This is a genomic window from Streptomyces sp. NPDC020917, from assembly GCF_044333795.1.
Classification (GTDB): domain Bacteria; phylum Actinomycetota; class Actinomycetes; order Streptomycetales; family Streptomycetaceae; genus Actinacidiphila.
In genome coordinates, this window is sequence record NZ_JBIRRR010000008.1 from 198,047 (window position 1) to 221,330 (window position 23,284).

Genomic DNA, 23,284 nt, shown 5'->3' on the forward strand with positions numbered 1-23,284 from the left:
CCAGGCGGTTCAGTCGGTCGGTGAAGGGCGGTGCCATGGACGGCGACCTCGAACACGTGCGGGTGGCGGTGATCGGGTCAGGGTTCGGCGGGCTGGGCGCCGCCGTCAGACTGCGCAGGGAGGGGATCACCGACTTCGTGATCCTGGAGCGCGCCGAGGCGGTGGGCGGGACCTGGCGGGACAACAGCTACCCCGGCTGCGCCTGCGACGTGCCCTCCCACCTCTACTCGTTCTCCTTCGCGCCCAACCCGGAGTGGCCGCGCGCCTTCTCCGGCCAGGAGCACATCCGCGCCTACCTGGAGCGGGTCACCGACTCCTTCGGGCTGCGGCCGCACCTGCGGTTCGGCGCCGAACTGCTGCAGGCCCGCTGGGACGACGGGGCGCGACGCTGGCACCTGACGACCGCCACCGGCGAACTCACCGCCGACGTCGTGGTCTCCGCCACCGGACCGCTGTCCGACCCCAAGATCCCGGAGATCCCCGGCATCGAGGACTTCCCCGGGCGGGTCTTCCACTCCTCGCGCTGGGACCACGACTTCGACCTCAAGGGCAAGCGGGTGGCCATGGTCGGCACCGGCGCGTCCGCGATCCAGATCGTGCCGTCGATCCAGCCCGAAGTGGCGCAGCTGACCGTCATCCAGCGCACCCCGCCGTGGGTGATGCCGCGGATGGACCGGCCGATCGGGGCCGCCGAGCGCTGGCTGCACGGCACGGTGCCGGCCACCGCCAAGGCCCGGCGCGGGCTGCTGTGGCTGATCCGCGAGTTCCAGGTGGGCGCGTTCGTGAAGCGGCCGAAGCTGATGAAGGCGGCCGAGCGGATCGCCCGCAACCACCTGCGGCGGTCGGTGAAGGACCCGGAGCTGCGGGCCCGGCTCACCCCCGACTACACCATCGGCTGCAAGCGGATCCTGCTGTCCAACACCTACTATCCGGCGCTGGCGCAGCCCAACACCGAGGTCGTCACCTCCGCGCTGGCCGAGGTGCGCGGGTCGAAGGTGGTCACCGCGGACGGCACCGAGCGGGAGGTCGACGCGATCGTCTTCGGCACCGGCTTCCACGTCACCGACATGCCGATCGGCGACCGGGTGATCGGCGCGGACGGCCGCTCGCTGAGCGAGCACTGGAAGGACGGCATGGCCGCACTGCGCGGCTGCACGGTGGACGGATTTCCCAATCTTCTGTTCATCATCGGGCCCAACACCGGCCTCGGGAACAGCTCGATGATCCTGATGATCGAATCATCGCTCAACTACGTCGCCTCCTACATGCGCGCGCTGGCGTCGACCGGTGCCGCCGCGCTGGACGCGAAACCGGCCTCCGTGTCGGCCTGGAACCAGGAGATGCAGCGGCGCGCCGCCCGCACCGTGTGGAACACCGGCGGCTGCAAGAGCTGGTACCTGGACGCCAACGGCCGCAACACCACCGCGTGGCCCGGCACCACCGCCGAGTTCCGGCGCGCCACACGCGAGGTGAAGCTGTCGGAGTACGAGGTGCTGGCGCCGGTCGCCGCCGGCGAGCGCCCGGTGGAGGCGGTCTCATGACCGTGCCCTACGAGGCGGTGCGCGCCCGCCGCGAGCACACCGTCGTATCAGCGGACGGAACGCGCCTGCACGCCGAGGAGTACGGGCGGGCCGATGGTCCCACCGTCGTACTGGCGCACGGCTGGACGTGCTCGACGCTGTTCTGGGCGCCGGTGGTGCGGCTGCTCGCCGCAGACCACCGGGTCGTCGCCTACGACCAGCGCGGCCACGGCCGCAGCGGCGTACCGGCCACCCGTGCGGGTTACGGCACGGACGTACTGGCCGATGATCTGCAAGCCGTACTGGAGGCGGTCGTCCCCGACGGGGAGCAGGCCGTGCTCGCCGGTCACTCCATGGGCGGTATGACGATCATGGCGGCCTCCGGGCGGGCGCCGGTGCGCGACCGCACCGCCGCCGCGCTGCTCGTCAGCACCGGCAGCGCGCAACTGCTGGGCAGCACCGAGGTGCTGCCGCCGCGGGTGCGCTCCAAGCGGCTGCGGCGCTTCTTCCACCGTCAACTGCTGGTGTCGCGGCTGCCACTCGGACCGGTGACCCCGCTGTCGAAGGCCGCACTCAGCTACGGCGTGCTGGGCACCCACCCGACGCGCGAGCAGGCCGCGTTCACCGCCCGCATCGTGCACGCGTGCCGCGCGAGCCAGCGCGCCGCCTGGGGCCGGGTGCTGGCCGTGCTCGACCTGGACCGCGAACTGGCCGCGCTCACCGCGCCCACCGCCGTCCTCGTCGGCACCGCCGACAAGCTCACCCCCAGGTCGCACGCCCACCGCATGGCCGCCGCCCTGCCGCAGCCGGTCTCGCTGACCGAACTGCCGGGCCTCGGCCACATGACGCCCATCGAGGACGCGCCCGCGGTGGAGCGGGCCATCCGCGCACTGGTCGCCGGGTACCTGTCCCCGGCGGCGGCCGGCGCGGGCGGCGCCCTCGACGAGCCGCAGCCCGGGTATGAGTCAGGGCAGGAGCAGCAGGAGCCGGCGAAGGAGGAGAAGAGCGCATGAGCGGACGATCGCTGGACGGCCGGGTGGCCGTCGTCACCGGAGCGGCCCGCGGCGTGGGGGCGATGCTCGCCCGCAAGCTCGCCGACCGCGGCGCCCGCGTGGCCCTCGTCGGCCTGGAGCCCGACGAGTTGAAGAAGGTCGCGCAGTCGCTGCCCGGCGACGCGGCCCACTGGACCGCGGACGTCACCGACCGGGAGGCGATGGCCGCGGTCGCCGCCGACGTGCTCGCGCACTTCGGCCGGATCGACATCGTGGTGGCCAACGCCGGTGTGGCGACGGGCGGTCCGTTCCTGGACTCCGACCCCGACGCGTTCGACCGGGTCATCCAGGTCAACCTGCTGGGCAGCGTGGCCACCGCCCGCGCGTTCCTGCCGGCGCTGGTCACCTCGCGCGGCTACCTGCTGCAGATCGCCTCGCTCGCCGCGATCACCCCGGCGCCGATGATGGCCGCGTACTGCGCGAGCAAGTCCGGCGTGGAGGCGTTCGCGCACAGCCTGCGCGCCGAACTCGGCCACAAGGGCGTGGGAGTGGGCGTGGGCTACCTCAGCTGGACCGACACCGACATGGTGCGCGGCGCGGACGAGGACGAGGCGCTGCGCACGATGCGGGCCCGGCTGCCGTGGCCGGCCAACCGCACCTACCCCCTGGAGCCCGCCGTCGACCGGATCGTGGCGGGGATCGTGCGCCGTTCCCCGCACGTGTACGCACAGTGGTGGCTGCGCGGGATGCAGCCGGTGCGCGGCTACCTGCCGTCGCTCCTCGGCGGAGCCCTCGGACGGCGCGAAATGCGGCGTGTGGAACCGGCGCTGGCGCGCGGCGACGGTCCGCGCAGGGGACTGGTCGGCCGCGGCGGCGCCGCCGACGAGGCCGAGCGATCATCGATCGATCACGCTCAGTAACAGTAACCAGCCGCTGACCTGGGGTGATTGTCCCAGGATGCGCGGGTTGTCCGGCCGTGTCAGTCTTATCGAGGCCCCATTCCGACACACTCCAGGAGGAGTAACCATGGGCGCTTTCGATCAGTTCAAGGACCAGGCCACCCAGTACGAGGAGAAGGCCAAGGGCGCGCAGGGCAACCGGCGCGACAAGTCCGCCAACCCCCAGCAGGAGCAGATGGAGCGTGGTGCGCAGCGTGACGCGCAGCAGCGTGGCTCCGAGTTCGAGGACCGTGCGCGTGACCGCATGGACCGCGACGCCGAGGAAGAGCAGGACTGGGCCTGAACCGGCCTGACTTGAACGGTCGCCGCCGACGACGGCGCGTGCGTCGCGGTCGGTCGCAGTGACACCGGAAGGGGCACCCCGGCGGGGTGCCCCTTCTCCGTTGTGCGCGGTCCGCGCGTCGCGGAGGGATGCAGGACCCCGCTCGAAGCAAGGGAGTTGGGCCGGTGCAACGCAAGTGTGCCCACCGCGGCGGGATGGGAGTTGAAGTGGGCGCGAGCCCGGGGGCTGAATGAAGCGGGGGTTCAGCGCGGCGGGAGTTGGGGGCGGGCGCGGTCGGGGCGCGAGGACAGGTCGGGCGGCACCGCCGCCGGGTGCTCCTCCAGCAGGCTGAGCGCGGTGCGGACGGCCACGGCGAGTTGGCCGTGGCGCCCCTCCGCCCAGTCCACCGGGGTGCGCAGGCACTCGATGTCCGGCGGGACGCCCTGGTTCTCCACCGACCAGCCGTAGGCGTCGAACCAGGCGGCGTTCATCGGCACGGTGATGACGGTGTTGTCGCCCAGGCGGTGCCGGCCGGTCATGCCGACCACGCCGCCCCAGGTGCGCAGCCCCACCACCGGCCCCAGGCCGAGGAGTTTGAAGGCCGCGGTGATCATGTCGCCGTCGGAGGACGTCGCTTCGTCGGCGATCGCCACGATCGGCCCGCGCGGCGCGCTGCCCAGGTAGGAGACGGGCTGCGCGTTGCGGGTCAGGTCCCAGCCGAGGACGGTGCGGGTCAGCTTCTCGATGACCAGCTCGCTGATGTTGCCGCCGGCGTTGCCGCGCACGTCCACCAGCAGCGCGTCGTAGGCGACTTCCTTGCGCAGGTCGCGGTTGAACTGCGCCCAGCCGGAGCCGCCGAGGTCGGGGATGTGCAGATAGCCGCACCGGCCGCCGCTCAGCCGCCGGACCACGCCGCGGCGCCTGGCGACCCAGTGCTGGTAGCGCAGCGTCCGGTCGTCGATCAGCGGCACGACCGCGACCCTCCGCGGCGCGCCCCGGCGGCCGGGGGGCTCGAAGGTCAGCTCCACCGTGGTGCCGCCGGCGCCCGAAAGCAGCGGGTACGGGCCTGCGTTGGGATCGACCGGCCGCCCGTCCACGTGCGTGAGGATCGCGCCTTCCCGGATGCCGGTGCCCGCCAGCGGCGAGCGCGCCTTGGAGTCCGAGGACTCGCCCGGCAGGATCCGCAGCACCGACCACGTGCCGTCCTTGTTGTGCTGGAAGTCCGCGCCCAGCAGGCCGATCGGTCGCTGGTAGTGCGGCGGGCCCTCGTTGCGGCGGGCGGGCTGCACGTACGCGTGGGAGGTGCCGAGTTCGCCGAGGACCTCGCGCAGCAGGTCGGCGAACTCGTCCGGGGTGCTGACGCGTTCGACCAGTGGCCGGTACTGGTCGAGGATCGCCGGCCAGTCCACGCCGCACATGTCGGGCGCCCAGAAGTAGTCGCGGATCAGCCGGCCCGCCTCGGCGTACGACTGGCGCCACTCGGCGGCCGGCACCACCTCGTGCAGGATGCGGCGCATGTCGACGAACACCGTCGAGTCGTCGTCGCCCCGCTCGGTGGCGGGCAGCACGGCCAGTTCGCCCTCGTCGAAGACGGCCAGGCGCCGGCCGTCGCCGCTGACCGAGTACCAGTCCATGTGGTGGACGAGTTCGGTGCGCTTGGACTTGCCGAGGTTGAAGTACTCCAGCGTGGGCCGCGCGGACGGGTCGGTGGGGTTGACGAAGGTCTCCCCCAGCGCGCCGGAGATGGGCCAGCGCAGCCACACCAGCCCGCCCTGCACCGGCTCCAGCGCCGAGTACTTCGAGGCGGCCACCGGGAACGGCGTCACCCGGTCCGGCAGCCCCTCGGTCTCCACCACGACCGGGCCGTCGCCCGCCGCCTCGCCCGGGTCCAGGCCGGACCCGACCGGGCTGCCCTCCACCCGCAGCGCGAACGGCGACGGGGTCGCGGAGTTGAGCGGCACCAGGTACGGGCGGCAGCCGAGCGGGAACGACAGGTCGCCGGTGTGCACGTCGTACACCGGGTCGAAGCCGCGCCACGACAGGAACGCCAGATAGCGGCCGTCGCGGGTGAACACCGGCTGCTCGTCCTCGAAGCGGCCGTTGGTGACGTCGATGATCGTGTGGTCGGACAACCTTGCGATCTTGATGGAGCGCAGCGAGCGGCCCACCCCGGGGTGCGACCAGGTCAGCCACGCGGAGTCGGGGGAGAAGGCCATGTCGCGGACCGGGCCGTTGGTGGAGCGGATCAGCTCCTCGACGGTTCCCGCCGGGCGGCCCGACGGAGGCGCCCCGGCCGTCAACTCCGCGCCCGCGAAGTCACCCTCGCCCAGGTCGGCGCCGTCGAAGCCACCCGCACCGGTCAGGTCGCCGGACCCCGCCATGCCGCCCTCGCCCTCGTCGGCGGCGCCGGTGCTCACCAGCAGCAGCCGGCCGTCGTGCGCGGCGACGGCGAGGGTGCCGCCGTCCGGCGACGACGCCAGCTCCAGGACACGGCCCAGGCGGCCGACCCCCAGCCGCACCCGGACGTCGTCCACCTCGTGGACCCCGCCCGCGACCCCGCCGCCCGTCGCGCCCGCGCCGCCGTCACCCGCACCGTCCGGGCCGCCGCCCGCGCCGCCCGGCGCGCCGTCCACCAGCGACTCCGGCCGCGGCAGGGCCCGCTCCGGGAGGCCGACCTCGCCGAGGACCGCCTCCTCGACCACGACCTCCTCGACCTCCTCGACTTCCCGGACGTCCTCGGCCCCTTTGGCCTCCTCGGCGCTCCGGGCGCCGGCCACGCCCGCCTCGTCCGTCCACCGTGTGGACCCGCCCCGCACCCCCGCCGGCACCGCGCCCGCACTGGCACCCGCGCCCTCGTCCTCGCCCGGCGTACCCGGCCCGCTCCCCGCCGCGCCCGCAGGCGCCCGCCCCGGTACCAGCCCCTCCCGGCCGCGCGACAGCGCCCGCGACGCGCGCCCGGGCAGCGGCGCCAGCTCGATGCCGTCCTCGCCCTCGGCGTCGGTGACGTACGCGACCACGCCCGTGTCGCCCAGCATCACCGGCAGCCGCACCCGCGCGCCCGGCTCGTCGGCGATGGTGCGCGCCGGGCCGTCGCGGTGGGTGAGCCAGTAGAGGCTGCCGCGCACGCACACCGCGCTGGCGCGGCCGGTGCGGTCGGTGGCCAGCCCGTCGAGGTTGGCGGCGGCCGGCACCTGGTAGGGGCGGCGCCCGCTGCGCTGCCCGCCGAGCCGGATGTCCAGCCGGCGCGGCTCCGCGTCCGGCGAGGACAGGTCGTCCACCAGCCACAGCCCGCCCGCGCACTGGTACACCACGCGGTCACCGTCGGTGGCGGCGCTGCGGGCGTAGAAGTCCGCGTGGTCGGTGTGGCGGCGCAGGTCGGTGCCGTCGGGCGCGCAGGAGTACAGGTTGCCGACGCCCTCGTGGTCGGAGAGGAACGCGATCCGGCCCTGCACGAACATCGGCGACGACAGGTGCCCGTCGATCTCCTGGACCAGACGGCGGCCGTGCAGCCACAGCCGGCCGGTGGCGCCGCCGCGGTAGCGCTTCCAGGCGTACGGCTCGTGCGGCGGCGTGCCGGTCAGCAGCAGGGTGCGGCGGTCGGTGCCGCCGCCGGCGCAGGGCCGGTCCTGGACGGCGATGTCGGAGACCGGGCCCCAGGGCAGCTGCCCGCCCGGCTCGTCCTCCACCGGCACGCTGTAGGCCCACGTGTGGTAGGCGAACGGCTTGCTGTGCGAGGACACCGCCAGGACGTGGTTGTCCGGCGTCCACGAGCACACCCGGGTGTCGCTGCTGCCCCAGTACGTCAGCCGGTGCGCCGCCCCGCCCTCGACCGGTACCAGGTACACCTCGGGGTCGAGGCTGCGCCAGTTGGTGAACGCGATCAGGGTGCCGTCAGGGGAGAAGCGCGGCGGGCCGACCCGCGTCCGGTCGGCGGTCACCCGCCAGGCACGCCCGGGCGCCCCGCCGGGCGGACCCAGCGGGGCCATCCAGATGTCGTCCTCGGCGGCGAAGCAGACGAGGTCGCCGTTCAGGTGCGGGAACCGGAGGTACGCGCCATCGCTCACCCCTCCCATGGTTCGGGGCGCCCGGAGGCCCAGCAACTTTTCCGGGGTGCTTGCGCCCCGCCGCACCCCGTTCCGCCCCCGTGCGCCCCGGGGCCCGCGACCCCGCCCGCCCCCGCGGCCCCGCACACCCCTCCAGCGACGGCAGCCGGGACGCCCGGCCGCCCGGACGCCGAACCCCGGAACCGCCCGAACCCCGGAACCCCGCGAACCCCGCGAACCCCGGAACCCCGCGAACCCCGGAACCCCGCGAACCCCGGAACCCCCCGGACCCGCGAACCGCCCGGCGGGCTACTCCGCGGTCTCGCGCGCCAGCCGCTCCTCGGCCGCCGCCAGCCGCGCCAGCGTCCGCTCGCGGCCGAGCGCGACCAGGGACTCGAAGAGCGGCAGGCCGACCGTGCGGCCGGTCACCGCCACCCGCACCGGCGCCTGCGCCTTGCCGAGCTTGAGCCCGTGGGCGGCGGCCACCGCCTCCAGCGCGGCCTTCAGCGGCTCGGCCTCCCACTGCGCGACGTCCAGCGCCGCCGAGGCGTCCCGCAGCAGCTCCCGCGCGCCCGGCTTCATCGCCTTCGCCCACGACGCCTCGTCGTCCACCGGCGCGTCGAGGAAGAGGAAGTCGACGTTCGTGGTGATGTCCGCCAGCACGGCCAGCCGCGTCTGGGCCAGCGGCGCCACCGCCGCGAACACCTCCGGGTCGTACGACTCCGGGGCCCACGGGGCGTGCGGCGCGATCAGCCACGGCGTGCACTCGGCGACGAAGTCCTCCGCCGGCAGCGCGCGGATGTACTCGCCGTTGAACGCGGTGAGCTTCTTCAGGTCGAAGAACGCCGAGGAGCCGTTGACGTCCTCGATCCGGAACAGCTGCTCCAGCTCCTCGTACGGCATGATCTCGCGGTCGCCGCCGGGCCCCCAGCCCAGCAGCATCAGGTAGTTGACCATCGCCTGCGGCAGGTAGCCCTCGGCCAGGTAGTCCTCCAGCGCGACCTTGTCCCGGCGCTTGGAGAGCTTCTGGCGCTTCTCGTTGACGATCACCGGCAGGTGCGCCCACACCGGCGGCACCGCGTCCAGCGCCTGCCACAGCAGCTGCTGCTTGGGGGTGTTCGACAGGTGCTCCTCGCCGCGGATCACCTCGGTGATCCCCTCGTCGAGGTCGTCGACGACGTTGGCCAGCAGGAACACCGGCGAGCCGTCGCCGCGGGCGATCACGAAGTCCTCGATCGCGCTGTTGGGGAACGCCGGCTCGCCGCGGATCAGGTCCACCACGACCGTCTCGCCCTCGTCCGGGGTGCGGAACCGCAGCGCCCGCCCCGGCTCGTGGGCAAGGCCCCGGTCGCGGCAGAAGCCGTCGTAGCCCAGTTGCTGTGATCCGGTGCGCTCGGCCAGCTGCTCGCGGGTGCAGTCGCAGTAGTAGGCCCGGCCCGCCGCGTGCAGCTTCAGGGCCGCCTCGCGGTGCCGGCCGGCGTTCGCGGACTGGAAGTAGGGGCCCTCGAAGTGCGGGTCCGCCTGGGAGATGCCGATCGCGGCCAGCGCGCTGATGATGCCGTCGATCCACTCGGGCCGGTTGCGGGCCGCGTCGGTGTCCTCGACGCGCAGCACGAAGGTGCCGCCGGAACGGCGTGCCACGGCCCAGTTGTAGAGGGCGGAACGCGCGCCTCCGACGTGGAACATGCCGGTCGGGGAGGGTGCGAAGCGGACGCGGGGCGCGGCATCAGACATGGTCCACAGCCTATCCGCCCGTACACCGGTGGCCGTGGACAATGACCTGGCCAGCGCCGTCGCGTAACGTGCTCGGCGACGTGACCGGTGGGTAACACCGGTGGGGAGCAGCCGAGTGGGACGGGAGCGGGCCGATGGCGCTGGACGCGGACGTCGTGGTGGTGGGGGGCGGGCTGGCCGGGCTGGTCGCGACCGCCGAGCTGGCCGAGGCCGGCCGCAAGGTGATCCTGGTCGACCAGGAGCCGGAGGCCTCGCTCGGCGGCCAAGCGTTCTGGTCCTTCGGCGGGCTGTTCTTCGTCGACTCGCCCGAGCAGCGCCGGATGCGGATCAAGGACAGCACGGAGCTGGCGCTGCAGGACTGGATGGGCACCGCGGGCTTCGACCGGGCCGAGGACCACTGGCCGCGCCGCTGGGCGGAGGCGTACGTGCACTTCGCGGCAGGGGAGAAGCGGGCCTGGCTGCACGAGCGCGGGATACGGATGTTCCCGGTGGTCGGCTGGGCCGAGCGCGGCGGGTTCCTGGCCACCGGGCCGGGCAACTCGGTGCCGCGCTTCCACATCACCTGGGGGACCGGGCCGGGCGTCGTCGCGCCGTTCGAGCAGCGGGTGCGGGAGGGGGTCGCGCGCGGCCGGGTCGAGCTGCGCTTCCGGCACCGGGTGACCGCGCTGACCACGACCGGCGGCGCCGTGGACGGGGTGAGCGGCGAGGTGCTGGTGCCCAGCGACGCGGCACGCGGTGAGGCCAGCTCACGGGAGGTCGCGGAGGAGTTCAGCCTCAGGGCGCAGGCGGTGGTGGTCACTTCCGGAGGCATCGGCGGCAACCACGACCTGGTGCGGGCGGCCTGGCCGAAGCGGCTGGGGACCCCGCCGGAGAAGCTGCTGTCGGGTGTTCCGGCGCACGTCGACGGGCTGATGCTGGGGGTCGCCGAGGCGGCGGGCGGCGGGCTGATCAACGGCGACCGGATGTGGCACTACACCGAGGGCATCGAGAACTGGAACCCGATCTGGGCCCGCCACGGCATCCGCATCCTGCCCGGGCCGTCCTCGCTGTGGCTGGACGCGACCGGCAGGCGCCTGCCGGTGCCGTACTTCCCCGGCTTCGACACCCTCGGCACCCTCGCGCACATCATGGGCACCGGCCACGAGTACACCTGGTTCGTCCTCACCCAGAAGATCATCGAGAAGGAGTTCGCGCTCTCCGGATCCGAGCAGAACCCGGACCTGACCGGCAGGAGCGTGCGCGACGTGCTCAAGCGGGTGCTGCCCGGGGCACCCGGCCCGGTCGAGGCGTTCAAGCAGCACGGCGTGGACTTCGTCGTGGAGCGCGAACTGGGCGCGCTGGTACGGGGGATGAACGCGCTCACCGGCGAGGGACTGATCGACGAGGCCGAGCTGCGCCGCGAGATCGAGGCGCGCGACCGCGAGATCGCCAACACCTACACCAAGGACCTGCAGGTCACCGCGATCCGCGGCGCCCGCAACTACCTGGGGGACAAGCTGATCCGCACCGCGTCCCCGCACCGGCTGCTGGACCCCAAGGCCGGCCCGCTGATCGCCGTGCGGCTCAACATCCTCACCCGCAAGTCGCTCGGCGGACTGGAGACCGATCTCGACGCACGCGTCCTCACCCCGGCGCCGGCCGGCGGCGAGCAGCGCGGCGAGCCGCTGCCCGGCTTGTACGCGGCGGGCGAGGCGGCCGGCTTCGGCGGCGGCGGGATGCACGGATACCGGTCCCTGGAGGGGACGTTCCTCGGCGGCTGCATCTTCTCCGGCCGCGCGGCCGGCCGGGCCGCGGCCGCCGCGACCGCGTGACGGCGACCGCACGGGCACTGACCGCGTGACGGTGTGTCAGCGGGCCCGCACCCCGCTGACCGGCGCACATGACCCGGTTCGATACCCGTCTCCAGGACCCGAACTGACAACACGTCAGTTCGGGTCCTTCGTGGGCCCGTCGAGCGGGTCCGCCGCTTCTCGTGTTTGAAGCATTGACAGGAGCAGACCGGCTCCTCACTATGGGAGCGCTCCCACGTTAAGAGCGTGTAACCGAACCATGCATCACCGCACCACCTCCCTCGACCTCTCGAACAGTTTTCGACGGTCCACCCCCCATATGGAGGTTGTTCGCACATGGCAGTCCCGATAGTCCGACGCAGAATGGCCGCGCTGGCGGCGGCAGGCGCGCTCGTCGTCGCCTCCGGCGCAGTGGCCGCTGCGATGAGCACCACCGCCTCGGCCGCCTCGGCCGGATGCTCGGTGAACTACAGCGTGAACCAGTGGGACAGCGGGTTCACCGCTAACGTCACCGTCACCAACACCGGCCCCGCGCTGACCGCGTGGACCGTGGGCTGGACCTTCGCGGGGAACCAGAAGGTCACCCAGGGCTGGAACGCCACCATCACCCAGTCCGGCCAGTCGGTCACGGCCAAGGACATGGGCTACAACGGCGCGGTCGCCAGCGGCGGCCAGGCCAGCTTCGGCTTCAACGGCACGTACAGCGGCACCAACGCCTCGCCGGCGAACTTCACGCTCAACGGCGTGGCCTGCGACAGCGGCAGCGGAACCGGCGGCACCACCGGCGGCGGGACCACCCCGCCGACGACGCCTCCGACGACGCCCCCCACGACGCCGCCCACCACCCCGCCGCCCGGTTCGAAGGTCGACAACCCGTACGTCGGCGCCAAGGGCTACGTCAACTCGGAGTGGTCCGCCGAGGCCGCGGCCGACGGCGGCCAGGCCATCGCCAACCAGTCGACCGCCGTCTGGCTCGACCGGATCGCCGCGATCAACGGCGTGAACGGCGGGATGGGCCTCAAGGCCCACCTGGACGCCGCCGTGCAGCAGGCCGCGGGCCAGCCGCTGACCATCGAGATCGTCATCTACGACCTCCCCGGCCGCGACTGCGCCGCCCTGGCCTCCAACGGCGAGCTGGGCCCGACGGACATCGCCACGTACGAGTCGCAGTACATCGACCCGATCGCCTCGATCATGTCGGACGCGAAGTACGCGAACCTGCGGATCGTCAACGTCATCGAGCCCGACTCGCTGCCGAACCTGATCACCAACGCGGACGGCCAGGCCGGTGCCACGTCGGCGTGCGCGACGATGAAGCAGAACGGCAACTACGAGAAGGGCGTCAGCTACGCGCTGTCCAAGCTCGGTGCGCTGTCGAACACCTACAACTACATCGACGCCGGCCACCACGCCTGGCTGGGCTGGGACACCAACCTCGCCCCGTCCGCCCAGGAGTTCTACAAGGTCGCGACCACCAACGGCGCCAGCCTGGCCGACGTGCAGGGCTTCATCACCAACACCGCCAACTACAGCGCGACGGTGGAGCCCAACTTCAAGGTCACGGACTCCGTCAACGGCACCACGGTGCGCCAGTCCAAGTGGGTGGACTGGAACAACTACGTGGACGAGCAGTCCTACGCCCTGGGCCTGCGCAACCAGCTGATCTCGGACGGCTTCCCGTCCAGCATCGGCATGCTGATCGACACCGGCCGCAACGGCTGGGGCGGCAGCGCGCGTCCGACCGGTCCGGGCGCGACGACCAGCGTCGACACCTACGTCGACGGCGGCCGCATCGACCGCCGCATCCACGCCGGCAACTGGTGCAACCAGTCCGGTGCGGGTATCGGGGCACGCCCGACCGCGGCGCCCTCGGCGAACATCGACGCCTACGTGTGGATCAAGCCTCCGGGTGAGTCGGACGGCTCGAGCTCGGCCATCTCGAACGACGAGGGCAAGGGCTTCGACCAGATGTGCGACCCGACCTACGGCGGCAACGCCCGCAACGGCAACAACCCGACGGGCGCGCTGCCCAACTCGCCCCTGGCGGGCCACTGGTTCTCGGCCCAGTTCCACCAGCTGATCCAGAACGCGTACCCGCCGCTGTCGTGAGCACCGCACGCTGACAGCGGATCCCCCCACCGGGCCCGTGACGGGGCCGCGCCCTGGTCGTAGCGACCAGGGGCCGCGGTCCCGGAACGGGCCCGCCGCATGCCCGCACCCGGGCCCCGTGCCGCTGTCCGCGGGCGTCGTGCACCATGGAGGGCGGAACATCAGAGCCCGCAGGTGCGCAGGTGGCAGGCGTGCGGGCCGGGCACGCGCACGCGGGAGGCACCGCTCATGGGCTTCGAGGACGTCCACCAGGCGGTGGCCGGCAGCAGCGTCCACGGCACGGTGGCCGGCGGCTGGGAGCAGGTGCGCGACGCCTTCGCGCACAACTTCACCCGCCGCGGCGACCAGGGGGCGGCCGTCGCCGTCTACCACCAGGGACGCAAGGTCGTCGACCTGTGGGGCGGCAGCCGCGACTTCGACGGCGGCCCCGGCGGCAAGCCCTGGGAGCACGACACCGCGCAGACCGTGCGGTCGGCCACCAAGGGCGTGGCGGCGGCCTGCCTGCTGCTGCTCCACCAGCGCGGCCGGCTCGACCTGGACGCGCCGGTCGGCGCCTACTGGCCGGAGTTCAAGGCGCACGGCAAGGACCGCGTCACCGTGCGGGACGTGCTGGCGCACCGGGCCGGGGTGCCCGCGTTCGACGTGCCGCTGACCCCCGCCCAGGCGCTGGACGGCGTCTCGGGGCCGCGCGCTGTCGCCGCCCAGCCGCCGCTCTTCCCGCCCGGCGACGAGCACGGCTACCACGCCCAGACCTACAGTTGGCTGCTCGGCGAGCTGGTGCTGCGCGTCACCGGCCGCACCCTCGGCCGGTTCCTCGCCGACGAGATCGCGGGCCCCCTCGGCCTCGACCTGTGGCTCGGGCTGCCCGCCGGCCAGGAGCACCGGGTCGGCCGGATCGGCCCGACCGCGGCGCCCGAACCCCGCACCTCCGGCGCGCTGCGCGCCCGCCCCAAGCAGTCGGTGCACGACGCCTACGCCGACCCGCAGTCGCTGACCCGCAGGGCCTTCGCCGCGATCACCCCGATACCCGACGAGAACGATCCCGCCTACCGGGCCGCCGAACTCGCCGGGTCCGGCGGCATCGCGACCGCCCGCGCGCTGGCCCGCTGCTACGCCGCGTTCATCGGCGACGTCGAGGCAGCCGGATCCGAACCCGGAGCCGGAGGGGGCGGCGCCGCCAGTGCCGGCGGTGTTGGGCGGCTGCTCGCGCCCGCCACCGTCACCGCGGCCCGCACCCTGGAGTCGGCGGGCCCGGACCGCGTGCTCGTCGTCAACACCCGTTTCGGGCTGGGCTACATGCTGCACGGCCCCGCGTCGCCGCTGCTCGCCCCCGGCTCCTTCGGGCACCCCGGCCGCGGCGGTTCGCTCGCCTTCGCCGACCCCGAACACGCCGTCGGCTTCGGCTACGTCACCAACGGCATGCAGAAGAACGTCACCGCAGACCCGCGTGCACAGGCTCTGGCCAGGGCCGTTCGGGACTGCCTAACCTGACCCGATGACACGCTTCGACACGTACGGTGTGGTGGTGACGGGCGGGGCCCGGGGGATCGGGGAGGCGACCGCGCGACGGTTCGCCGCGGAAGGTGCCGGTGTGCTGATCGCCGACATCGACGAGGAGTCGGCCGCCCGCACGGCGGCGGCCATCAGGGACGACGGGGGACGGGCCGAGCACGCGGCGTGCGACGTCGCCGACAGCGCGGCCGTCGACGCGGCGGTGGCCCGGGCCGTGGCCGCCTTCGGCACGCTCGACGTCCTGGTCAACAACGCCTACGCGTGCAGCGACCACCGCGAGGACTTCTCCGAGGAACGCGACGAGGACTGGCTGCGCGACCTCGACATCTGCCTGGTGGGATCGATGCGCTGCTCCCGCGCGGCGCTGCCGCACCTGGCCGAGGCGCCGGGCGGGCGGGGCGCGATCGTCACCGTCGGCTCGGTCAACGGCCTCTCGTACTTCGGCAACCACGCGTACAGCGCGGCCAAGGCCGGGCTGGTCTCGCTCACGCGCACCCTCGCCCAGCAGGCGGCGCCGCTGGGGGTGCGGGCGAACCTGGTGGCGCCCGGCACCATCCGCACCCCGGTGTGGGACGGCCGCGAGAAGATGCTGGAGGCCGCCGCCCGCGCCTACCCGCTGCGGCGCGTCGGGGAGCCGGCCGACATCGCGGCGGCCGTCGCGTTCCTCGCCTCCACCGACGCGTCCTGGATCACCGGCGTGACGCTGCCGGTGGACGGCGGCATCCTCGGGTCCAACGCGGGGTTCACCGACGCGCTGGCCGCCGAGTTCGCGGCGGACACCGCGCAGGCGTAGGGCCCCGGCCGCTCGGTCCGGCCGGCCGCGGCTTTCGAGGCATGGCTTCGGCTCCCGGGCTCCGGTGCGCGCGAGGTGCCCGACGCGCCGCGCGCGCAGGAGCCGGTGCCGGCCGGGGCCCGCCGGGGCAGCAGGTGTCAGCCCGCGAGCATCAGCGCGATGCCGCCGACCACCACGACCGCGGCCAGCAGGCGGGGGCGGCCGAAGCGCTCCTTGAAGACCAGGGTGCCGATGGCCGCGCCGGCGATGATCGAGGTCTCCCGCAGAGCCGCCACCGGGGCCAGCGGGGCGCGGGTCTGCGCCCACAGCACCAGGCCGTAGGCGGCCGTGGACAGCGCGCCGCCCAGCAGCCCGCGGGCCGCCACCGGGCGCAGCGCGGCCAGCAGGCCGCCGCGCCGCACGATGACCGCCAGCAGCGGGATCGCCATGCCCTGCAGCAGCATCAGCCAGGTGATGTAGCCGAGCGAGGAGCCCGAGTCGCGGACGCCCACGCCGTCCACGACCGTGTACCCGGCGATCGTCAGGCCGGTGCCCACCGCGGCGGCCAGCGCCGGCCAGTTGGGCCGCCGGCCGCGCAACCCCCACAGGGCGACGCCGCCGAGCCCCGCGGACGCCACCGCGACGCCCGACGCCTGCCAGGCGTCCGGCCGTTCGGACACGAACACCGCGGCCAGCACCGTCACCGCGAGCGGCGCCACCCCGCGGGCCACTGGGTAGACCTGCCCGAACTCGCCCAGCCGGAAGGACCGCATCAGCAGGTACTGGTACGCGAGGTGGATCACCACCGAAGCGGCGAGGAACGGCCAGGCGCCGCGGTGCGGGACCGCGGCGAACGGCGCCATCGCGAGCGCGCACAGCGCCCCGCCCCCACCCACCAGGGTGAAGGCGAGGAGCTGGTCCTTGATGCCGTGCGCGATCGCGTTCCACGCGGCGTGGGTGAGCGCGGCGGTGAGCACCGCGAGGACGACGAGCGGGGTCATGCGGGGGTGTGCCCCGCGCGCCGCGCGGTCGTTCGGGCCCGCAGTACCGCTACCGGTGCCGGTGCCACGGGCACCGCTGCCGGTGCGGTCACGACGCCCGCAGCACGGACGCGACGATCGGCCCGGCGGACGCGTTGCCGTGCCCGCCGCTCTGGACGAGGGCGGCCGCGGCCACATGCCCGTCGTACGCGGTGAACCAGCCGTTGGGCGCGGCGGCGCCGTCGACCTCGGCGGAGCCCGTCTTGGCGCCCGCGTTCGGGCCGAACCCGCTCATCACGCCGCTCGCCGTGCCGTAGCTGATGGTGTCGTGCATCATCGCCCGCAGCTTCGTCGAGATGCCGGGCTGCAGCGACCGCGTGGAGACGATCGGGCGGTCGATCAGCCCGCGGTCGACGATCAGCGGCTGGTGGAAGGTGCCGGTGGCGGCGGTCGCCGCCACCGAGGCCATGATCAGCGGGTTCATCAGCAGCTCGCCCTGGCCGATCATCTCCGACGTCAACTCGTCCTGGTTGCTGCCGGGGACGGGCATGCTCGGCTGGCCGTCCAGGGTGGGCGTGCCGATGTTCCACTGCTCGGTGAGGCCGAACTCCCCGGCGGTGGTGCGCAGTCCGCCGCCGCGCAGATGGCCGGTCTGCTGGATGAAGCCGGTGTTGCAGGACACCGCGAAGTCCCAGCGGAGCGTCGCGTCCGGGTTGTCGTGCACGCCGCTGTCGTTGTGGTAGATCCGGCCGTACGTCGAACCGGAGGAGTAGTTCCTGCCGTTGACGCAGGGCGCCTTGGAGTTGGGGCTGAGCCCGCCTTCCATCAGCGAGGCGGCGGTGACGATCTTGAAGGTCGAGCCCGGCGCCTCCTTGGCCTGCAGGGCCAGGTCGAAGCCGGTCGGCGGGCTGTAGGCGACCGCGAGGACGCCGCCGGTGCGGGTGTCCAGCGCGACGACGCCGGCCTTGTCCTTGCCGGACACCGCCTTCTCCGCCGCCGCCTGCAGCGTGCTGTCCAGCGTGGTCCTCAGGCGCTTGCCCTTGCCCTTCTGCAGCACCACCAGGGTCTTGCCCTGCGAGCCGTCCGCCTTCTCGACGTAGGTCTCGATGCCCGGGGTGCCGCCGGACAGCTTGTCGCCGTACCGTTTCGCGAAGTCGTCGAAGATCCGCACCATGGACGGGTACTGCTGCGCGGTCATCGTCTTGCCGTTGCGGTCGACGACGTCCAGGTCCGGCGTCTTGGCGCGCCCGGTGACGATCCGGTCGCCGTCGGACAGGCTCGGGTGCAGCAGGGACGCCGTCCACTTGACGGCCGGGTCGCCCTTGGCGTTGCGGCCGACGGTCAGCGACGTGCCGTACTGCAGGAGCGTTTCCTTGCCCTGATAGGCGATATGGGCGACGACGGTGTAGGGCACAGTCGTCGCCGAAGGAGTGCCTTCGGTGATCTCGACCCTGGAGATCTTGCCGTCGGTGGCGAAACTGCGGAATGCGGCGGTTGCCGTCTGCACGGAATCCGTCAGGCGCGCCGCCGCCGTGGTGTCCCCGCCCGCCCAGGAGGTCAGGAAGTCCGACGCGGTGTCGGAGACCTCCTTCGCCGTCGGCGGCTCGTTGGCCAGAGCCGTGGAGGTCGTCTGCGGGCTGCTGTGGCCCGAACTCCCGCCCCCGCCGCTGTCCAGCGCCGTCCAGATGTTGTACGCGCCGAACCCGGCGACCCCCAGCATCCCCGCGAACACGGTGCCGATGATCCCGATCTTGACGCCCCTTGTCATGGGCACAGCCCGATCCCCTCCCCTTGAACGCGTTCAGTGAACGCGCTCCCGGGACTCTACGGGGGCTGCCTGTCCACAGGGTCTCGAAAAGGCCACGGGTTCGTGCCGAAACCCTATGAAGAGGAACCGGACCACCCGCAATGAGATCCGGCCACCGCGCCGTTTTCCGCCCTGCCGACGGGAATTGGGCCTCCCTATTCCGCCCCCGCGAACGCAGCGGACGCAAGCACCACCACGACGAGGGTCCGGGGTGACCGGGTGCGGGCCGGCAACGACGACGGGCCCCGCACCGGTGTCTCGGTGCGGGGCCCGCGTCCGTGGGATCACATCGCCGGCCTGGCTAGATCCAGGAGTCGAACCACATTCTGGCCTGCCAGCCGGAGTAGGGGATCGTCTGGCCCGTGTAGATGGGGAAGAAGTAGATGAAGTTCCAGATGATCAGCAGGACGAGGGTGCCCGCACCCACCGCGCCCCACATGCGCCGGCCCTCGCTGGCGCCCGGTGGGCCGAGGAAGGCGCCGACCATCATGGCCACCGCCAGGCACAGGTAGGGGACGAAGGCGACCGCGTAGAAGTAGAAGATCGTGCGGTCCTGGTAGTGGAACCAGGGCAGCCAGCCGGCGCCCAGCGCGCACAGGATCGCGCCGGCCCGCCAGTCGCGGCGCATCGCCCAGCGGAAGAGCAGGTAGACGATGGCGAAGCAGGCCGACCACCACAGCAGCGGCGTGCCCAGCGCGAGGATCTCGCGGGAGCAGCCGGACGCGGTGTGGCAGCCGTCCTGGCCGTACTTCGGCGACTCGAAGTAGTACGAGACCGGCCGCCCCAGCACCATCCAGCTCCACGGGTTGGACTGGTACGGGTGCGGGGTGTGCAGGCTCACGTTGAACTTGTAGACCTCGTGCTCGTAGTGCCACAGGCTGCGCAGCGGCGCCGGGATCCACGACCAGGTGCCGCCGCGGTCGTCCGCCCAGTGCCGGAAGTAGCCGCCGCTGGTGACGAACCAGCCGGTCCAGGTGAGCAGGTACGTCACCAGGGCGACCGGCAGCATCGACAGCACCGACCAGCCGAGGTCCTTGCGCGCCACCGACAGGTACGGGCGGCGCGCCCCCGCCATGCGCCGCGAGCCCACGTCCCACAGCACCGTCATGATCATGAAGAAGGCGAGGAAGTACAGGCCGTTCCACTTGCTGGCCGCGGCCAGTCCGAGGAAGAAGCCGGCCGCGAGCCGCCAGGGCCGCCAGCCCATGCCCGCGCGGTCGCCGGTGCGCTGGTCAGGGCCGGCGAAGCCGTCCTCGCCCACCGGCAGCGCCGACGCCAGCCGGGCTCTGGCCCAGTCCCGGTCGATCAGCAGGCAGCCGAACGCGGCCAGCGCGAAGAACATGATCACCAGGTCGAGCAGGGCGATCCGGCTCATCACGTAGTGCAGGCCGTCCACCGCCATCAGCGTGCCGGCCACGCAGCCCAGCGCCGTCGAGCGGAACAGCCGCCGCCCGATCCGGCACAGCATCAGCACGGACAGGCTGCCGAGCAGCGCCATCATGAAGCGCCAGCCGAACGGGTTGAGGCCGAACATCCACTCGCCGGCCGCAATCACCCACTTGCCCATCGGCGGGTGCACGACGTACCCGGGGGCGTCCGTGAGCGGGATGGTCTGCGGGTGCGCCAGGATCTCCGGGTTGGAGATCTTGCCGTCCGGCCAGCTGCCCTCGTAGCCGAGCTTCAGCAGCGCCCAGGCGTCCTTGGCGTAGTACGTCTCGTCGAAGACGACCTCGCGGGGGCTGCCCAGGTGCCAGAAGCGGATGCCCCCGGCGACGGCGGCGACGAGCAGCGGCCCGAGCCAGCCCGACCACCGGGCCACCCGGTGGGCGGCCGCCGGGCCGAGGCCCAGCATCTCCCACATGCGGGTCCCGGGTTCGGGAAAGGGCGGGACCAGGCGTTCGCGGGTGTCGGTCCGGGGACGCTCGGCGTACCCGAAGCGGCGCAGACGCCGCGCCCAGGGACTGGCGGCGGCCTGCACCCGGACCTCCTCGTCGACGCGGTCCTGCGTCGCGGTGTCACTCGTCACCGGGCCATCGTAGGGAAACGACCTGAGAATGCGATGTGCCCGGCGGCGGGCGACCGGTTTTGCCCCCTATCTCCGTGCGGCGCGGTACGCCATCCCCGTGCGGTGCGGTCCGCTGTCCCCGTGCGGGGCGATCCGCTGCCCGGGCCCCCGGCCGCCCGGGCCACCCGCGGCGTCCGGGCCGTCCGCGGTGGGAGGATGCCGGAGTGAACAGCACCGCCGCAGGCGTCCTCGTACTGGCCGGAACCCCCATCGGCGACCCCGCGGACGCCCCGCCGCGGCTGAGCGAGGAACTGGCGGGCGCCGACGTGGTGGCCGCCGAGGACACCCGGCGGCTGCGCCGGCTCGCCCAGGCGCTCCAGGTGGAGGTCGGCGGCCGGATCGTGTCGTACTTCGAGGGCAACGAGGCGGGCCGCACCCCGGAACTGGTGGACGCGCTGCTCGGCGGCGCCCGTGTGGTGCTGGTCACGGACGCCGGCATGCCGTCGGTGTCCGACCCCGGCTACCGGCTGGTCGCCGCCGCGGTCGAGCGCGGCATCCGGGTCACCGCCGTGCCCGGCCCCTCGGCGGTGCTCACCGCGCTCGCGCTGTCCGGGCTGCCGGTGGACCGGTTCTGCTTCGAGGGCTTCCTGCCGCGCAAGGCCGGCGAGCGGGCCGGCCGGCTGCGCGAGGTCGCCGCCGACCGGCGCACCCTCGTCTACTTCGAGGCGCCGCACCGGATCGCCGACGCGCTCGCCGCGATGGCCGAGGTGTTCGGGGCCGAGCGGCGGGCAGCGGTGTGCCGCGAGCTGACGAAGACCTACGAGGAGGTGCGGCGCGGCCCGCTGGAGGAGCTGGCGCGATGGGCCGCCGAGGGCGTGCGCGGCGAGATCACCGTGGTGGTCGAGGGCGCCCCGGAGCCCGGCCCCGGCGATCTGGAGCCGGCCGAACTGGTGCGCCGGGTGGCTGCCCGGGAGGAGGCCGGGGAACGCCGCAAGGAGGCCATCGCGGCGGTCGCCGCCGAGGCCGGTGTGCCCAAGCGCGACGTGTTCGACGCGGTGGTGGCGGCCAAGCACGGCGGCGCGTGACCGCCGCCCGGCCGGGCGGCTGACCGGCCTAAACTTGGAGGGAGGCAAAGCAACAGCACCCAACTCCCACATACGCATCAAATCTCCCCCAAGAGTCGGAAGCCCTGCTGCGGTATCCGTCCGGGAGGCGTTCGCTGGAGGTGGGAAGTCCAGTCCGGGCACCACGCCTGGAGGGCACGCAGGAGCTGCCATGAGCGAGACCATCGGAAGCGACCGCGGCGCGAACGGGCAGACCGTCGCCGAGGCGTACTCCTTCGCCTGCATGAACTGCGGTTACTGCTGGGAGCAGGCGTACGAGATCCAGCACCACACGGACGCCGGCGGCCACCCGTACGTCACCTACCGCGCCGACGGCATCGAGGTGCCGTCCCCGCTGACCCGCCCCACGTGCGCCAACTGCGACGGTCACCGGGTACGCATCATGCGCTCCGGACAGGTCTCCGACGCCGTGGCGCAGCGCTGGACGCTGGACCACCGCGGCGCCCACGAGCGCGGCGTGCACCGCACCCGCCACTGGCCCACCCTGCACCTGATGCGGCGCAGGAACCGCCCGCCGCAGGACGGCTCCTCCGGGTCCGGCTGGCGGCTGGCCCCCTAGGGCCCCTGGGCCCCCGAGGTCCGGGCCCGGCCCCTGGGGCCGGCCCGGCGGCCCGTCCAGGGCGCGTGCGGACGGGCCCCGGCGGCCCCGGGCCCGGCAGTCCCTAGGATCGGGCCCATGGCGACGCACGAAGACCCCAGTCCCGCGACCCCCGCCGGCAACAGCACCGGCGGGGGCGGCACGGAATCCGCCGGTGCCGACCGCAGGAAGGCCGCGCCTCCGGCGCCCGAGCCGCTGCGGGTCGCGGTCGCCGACTCCCACACGCACCTCGACATGCAGTCCGGCACGGTCGAGGAGGCGCTGGCGCAGGCCGCCGCGGTCGGCGTGACCACCCTCATCCAGGTCGGCTGCGACCTGCCCGGGTCGCGGTGGGCCGCCGAGACCGCCGCGGCGCACCCGGCCGTCTGGGCGTCCGTCGCCCTGCACCCCAACGAGGCCCCGCGGATCGTCCACGGCGACCCCGAGGGCATGCACCCGCGCGCGGACGGGCGGGTGCGCGCCGGCGGCGGCATGACCGCCCTGGACCGGGCACTGGACGAGATCGAGGCGCTCGCCGCCCTCCCGCAGGTGCGCGGCGTCGGCGAGACCGGCCTGGACTACTACCGGACGGGCCCGGACGGCGTGGCCGCCCAGCACCACTCCTTCCGGCGCCACATCGCCATCGCCAAGCGGCACGCCAAGGCGCTGGTCATCCACGACCGGGAGGCGCACGACGACGTGCTGCGCATCCTCGACGAGGAGGGCGCGCCCGGCACCGTGGTCTTCCACTGCTTCTCCGGCGACGCGGAGATGGCCCGGGTGTGCGCCGAGCAGGGCTACTACCTGTCCTTCGCCGGCAACGTCAGCTACAAGAACGCGCAGAACCTGCGGGACGCGGTCGCCGTCGCCCCGCTGGACCGGCTGCTGGTGGAGACGGACGCGCCGTTCCTGACCCCGGTGCCGTTCCGCGGCCGGCCCAACGCGCCGTACCTCATCCCCGTGACGCTGCGCGCGATGGCCGAGGCCCGCGGGATCGACGAGGACACGCTGGCGGGCGCGATCGCCGCGAACACGGCCAGGGCGTTCGCGTACTGACCGCCGCCGGGGGACGGAGGACGGCGGACGGGCGGACGGGCA

Annotated in this window: 16 protein-coding genes; 11 read left to right on the forward strand and 5 right to left on the reverse strand. The window is 73.5% G+C overall.

The annotated features are described in order from the left end of the window. Window positions 1–35: 35 nt before the first annotated feature. The 4 genes from ACH4TG_RS19735 (at window position 36) to ACH4TG_RS19750 (ending at window position 3,754) form a co-directional block, all read left to right on the forward strand. Window positions 36–1,541 (forward strand): flavin-containing monooxygenase, encoded by a 1,506-nt coding sequence (locus ACH4TG_RS19735; RefSeq protein ID WP_398243790.1) that lies wholly within the window; start codon window positions 36–38, stop codon window positions 1,539–1,541. Further along, window positions 1,538–2,533 (forward strand): alpha/beta fold hydrolase, encoded by a 996-nt coding sequence (locus ACH4TG_RS19740; protein ID WP_398243634.1) that lies wholly within the window; start codon window positions 1,538–1,540, stop codon window positions 2,531–2,533. The genes ACH4TG_RS19735 and ACH4TG_RS19740 overlap by 4 nt, the downstream gene beginning before the upstream one ends. Then, window positions 2,530–3,432: an SDR family oxidoreductase gene (locus ACH4TG_RS19745; protein WP_398243635.1), complete on the forward strand. Its 903-nt coding sequence runs from the start codon at window positions 2,530–2,532 to the stop codon at window positions 3,430–3,432. The genes ACH4TG_RS19740 and ACH4TG_RS19745 overlap by 4 nt, the downstream gene beginning before the upstream one ends. Before the next feature lie 106 nt (window positions 3,433–3,538). Next, window positions 3,539–3,754, forward strand: coding sequence for a hypothetical protein (locus ACH4TG_RS19750; RefSeq protein WP_398243636.1), 216 nt, complete (start codon window positions 3,539–3,541; stop codon window positions 3,752–3,754). A gap of 242 nt (window positions 3,755–3,996) precedes the next feature. On the opposite strand, the gene ACH4TG_RS19755 is transcribed toward ACH4TG_RS19750, so the two are convergent. Next, window positions 3,997–7,806, reverse strand: coding sequence for a S41 family peptidase (locus ACH4TG_RS19755; protein ID WP_398243637.1), 3,810 nt, complete (start codon window positions 7,804–7,806; stop codon window positions 3,997–3,999). 279 nt (window positions 7,807–8,085) lie between these two features. Then, window positions 8,086–9,462, reverse strand: a complete 1,377-nt coding sequence (gene gltX / locus ACH4TG_RS19760; RefSeq protein WP_398243791.1) for a glutamate--tRNA ligase — start codon at window positions 9,460–9,462, stop codon at window positions 8,086–8,088. 182 nt (window positions 9,463–9,644) lie between these two features. On the opposite strand from gltX, the gene ACH4TG_RS19765 reads away from it, so the two are divergent. From ACH4TG_RS19765 to ACH4TG_RS19780, 4 genes are all read left to right on the forward strand, one after another. Continuing rightward, window positions 9,645–11,321: an FAD-binding dehydrogenase gene (locus ACH4TG_RS19765; protein WP_398243638.1), complete on the forward strand. Its 1,677-nt coding sequence runs from the start codon at window positions 9,645–9,647 to the stop codon at window positions 11,319–11,321. Window positions 11,322–11,636: 315 nt separating this feature from the next. Continuing rightward, the gene (locus tag ACH4TG_RS19770; RefSeq protein ID WP_398243639.1) at window positions 11,637–13,409 is read left to right on the forward strand and encodes a glycoside hydrolase family 6 protein; all 1,773 of its coding nucleotides are present in this window, start codon (window positions 11,637–11,639) and stop codon (window positions 13,407–13,409) included. Window positions 13,410–13,637: 228 nt separating this feature from the next. After that, complete coding sequence (locus ACH4TG_RS19775) at window positions 13,638–14,900, forward strand: serine hydrolase domain-containing protein (protein ID WP_398243641.1); 1,263 nt, start codon at window positions 13,638–13,640, stop codon at window positions 14,898–14,900. 4 nt (window positions 14,901–14,904) lie between these two features. Further along, window positions 14,905–15,714 (forward strand): SDR family NAD(P)-dependent oxidoreductase, encoded by an 810-nt coding sequence (locus tag ACH4TG_RS19780; RefSeq protein WP_398243642.1) that lies wholly within the window; start codon window positions 14,905–14,907, stop codon window positions 15,712–15,714. Between the two features lie 137 nt (window positions 15,715–15,851). Here the strand turns inward: ACH4TG_RS19780 and ACH4TG_RS19785 are convergent, their stop codons facing one another. The 3 genes from ACH4TG_RS19785 to ACH4TG_RS19795 form a co-directional block, all read right to left on the reverse strand. Beyond that, window positions 15,852–16,694, reverse strand: coding sequence for an EamA family transporter (locus ACH4TG_RS19785; RefSeq protein WP_398243643.1), 843 nt, complete (start codon window positions 16,692–16,694; stop codon window positions 15,852–15,854). 88 nt (window positions 16,695–16,782) lie between these two features. Further along, on the reverse strand, window positions 16,783–18,441 hold the full coding sequence (locus ACH4TG_RS19790) for a penicillin-binding transpeptidase domain-containing protein (RefSeq protein WP_398243792.1): 1,659 nt from the start codon (window positions 18,439–18,441) through the stop codon (window positions 16,783–16,785). Window positions 18,442–18,781: 340 nt separating this feature from the next. Continuing rightward, complete coding sequence (locus tag ACH4TG_RS19795) at window positions 18,782–20,506, reverse strand: dolichyl-phosphate-mannose--protein mannosyltransferase (RefSeq protein ID WP_398243644.1); 1,725 nt, start codon at window positions 20,504–20,506, stop codon at window positions 18,782–18,784. 203 nt (window positions 20,507–20,709) lie between these two features. Between ACH4TG_RS19795 and rsmI the strand changes: the two genes are divergently transcribed. The 3 genes from rsmI to ACH4TG_RS19810 all read left to right on the forward strand — a co-directional run bounded on the left by rsmI (window position 20,710) and on the right by ACH4TG_RS19810 (window position 23,242). Then, complete coding sequence (gene rsmI, locus ACH4TG_RS19800; protein WP_398243645.1) at window positions 20,710–21,570, forward strand: 16S rRNA (cytidine(1402)-2'-O)-methyltransferase; 861 nt, start codon at window positions 20,710–20,712, stop codon at window positions 21,568–21,570. A 190-nt stretch (window positions 21,571–21,760) separates the two neighbouring features. After that, window positions 21,761–22,168: a hypothetical protein gene (locus ACH4TG_RS19805; protein WP_398243646.1), complete on the forward strand. Its 408-nt coding sequence runs from the start codon at window positions 21,761–21,763 to the stop codon at window positions 22,166–22,168. Window positions 22,169–22,285: 117 nt separating this feature from the next. Further along, the gene (locus ACH4TG_RS19810; RefSeq protein WP_398243647.1) at window positions 22,286–23,242 is read left to right on the forward strand and encodes a TatD family hydrolase; all 957 of its coding nucleotides are present in this window, start codon (window positions 22,286–22,288) and stop codon (window positions 23,240–23,242) included. Window positions 23,243–23,284 lie beyond the last annotated feature (42 nt).

Coding starts and splice junctions, on each gene's coding strand:
- ACH4TG_RS19735 (WP_398243790.1), top strand. CDS start 36: ATGGACGGCGACCTCGAACACGTGCGGGTGGCGGTGATCGGGTCAGGG.
- ACH4TG_RS19740 (WP_398243634.1), top strand. CDS start 1,538: ATGACCGTGCCCTACGAGGCGGTGCGCGCCCGCCGCGAGCACACCGTC.
- ACH4TG_RS19745 (WP_398243635.1), top strand. CDS start 2,530: ATGAGCGGACGATCGCTGGACGGCCGGGTGGCCGTCGTCACCGGAGCG.
- ACH4TG_RS19750 (WP_398243636.1), top strand. CDS start 3,539: ATGGGCGCTTTCGATCAGTTCAAGGACCAGGCCACCCAGTACGAGGAG.
- ACH4TG_RS19755 (WP_398243637.1), bottom strand. CDS start 7,806: ATGGGAGGGGTGAGCGATGGCGCGTACCTCCGGTTCCCGCACCTGAAC.
- gltX (WP_398243791.1), bottom strand. CDS start 9,462: ATGTTCCACGTCGGAGGCGCGCGTTCCGCCCTCTACAACTGGGCCGTG.
- ACH4TG_RS19765 (WP_398243638.1), top strand. CDS start 9,645: ATGGCGCTGGACGCGGACGTCGTGGTGGTGGGGGGCGGGCTGGCCGGG.
- ACH4TG_RS19770 (WP_398243639.1), top strand. CDS start 11,637: ATGGCAGTCCCGATAGTCCGACGCAGAATGGCCGCGCTGGCGGCGGCA.
- ACH4TG_RS19775 (WP_398243641.1), top strand. CDS start 13,638: ATGGGCTTCGAGGACGTCCACCAGGCGGTGGCCGGCAGCAGCGTCCAC.
- ACH4TG_RS19780 (WP_398243642.1), top strand. CDS start 14,905: ATGACACGCTTCGACACGTACGGTGTGGTGGTGACGGGCGGGGCCCGG.
- ACH4TG_RS19785 (WP_398243643.1), bottom strand. CDS start 16,694: ATGACCCCGCTCGTCGTCCTCGCGGTGCTCACCGCCGCGCTCACCCAC.
- ACH4TG_RS19790 (WP_398243792.1), bottom strand. CDS start 18,441: ATGACAAGGGGCGTCAAGATCGGGATCATCGGCACCGTGTTCGCGGGG.
- ACH4TG_RS19805 (WP_398243646.1), top strand. CDS start 21,761: ATGAGCGAGACCATCGGAAGCGACCGCGGCGCGAACGGGCAGACCGTC.
- ACH4TG_RS19810 (WP_398243647.1), top strand. CDS start 22,286: ATGGCGACGCACGAAGACCCCAGTCCCGCGACCCCCGCCGGCAACAGC.